This window comes from Trinickia dabaoshanensis (genome assembly GCF_002879885.1).
Classification (GTDB): Bacteria; Pseudomonadota; Gammaproteobacteria; order Burkholderiales; family Burkholderiaceae; genus Trinickia; species Trinickia dabaoshanensis.
This window is the reverse complement of the sequence record NZ_PNYA01000087.1, coordinates 1-447: the sequence shown is the minus strand read 5'-3', so window position 1 is coordinate 447 and position 447 is coordinate 1. Positions and strand designations below refer to the sequence as shown.

General features: G+C 59.5%; 1 protein-coding gene. It reads right to left on the bottom strand.

Going from position 1 to position 447, the window contains the following annotated elements; translation table 11 throughout:
• On the bottom strand, positions 1–447 hold a 447-nt coding region (locus C0Z18_RS32490; protein WP_199189610.1), incomplete at both ends, for a Na+/H+ antiporter NhaA.

The window sequence follows — 447 nt, the reverse complement described above, 5'->3', positions numbered from 1 at the left end:
ATATAAATACCCGTGCGTCGGACATTGAAGATGTTCAGCAACGCCAGCACCGCAATAGCCACGGCCGCCACGCTCAGCGACAGAACAGACAGATCGCTGGTGTAGAACAACGCGATAATCACGATAGCGCCCAGGTCATCAATAATCGCCAGCGCCATCAGGAAAATTTTGAGTGCGGTCGGCACACGGCTGCCAAGCAGGGCTAAAACGCCGAGCGCAAACGCGATGTCCGTCGCGGCCGGGATCGCCCAGCCGTCACGCGCAACCGGATCCTGCCACGCAAACGCGAGGAAAAGCAGCGCCGGAACGACCATCCCGCCAATTGCCGCGATCACCGGAAACGCCGCGCGCTGTCGGCTGGCAAGCGAACCGATCACCAGTTCACGTTTGACCTCCAGCCCCACCAGCAAAAAGAACACCGCCATCAGTGCATCGTTGATCCACAGC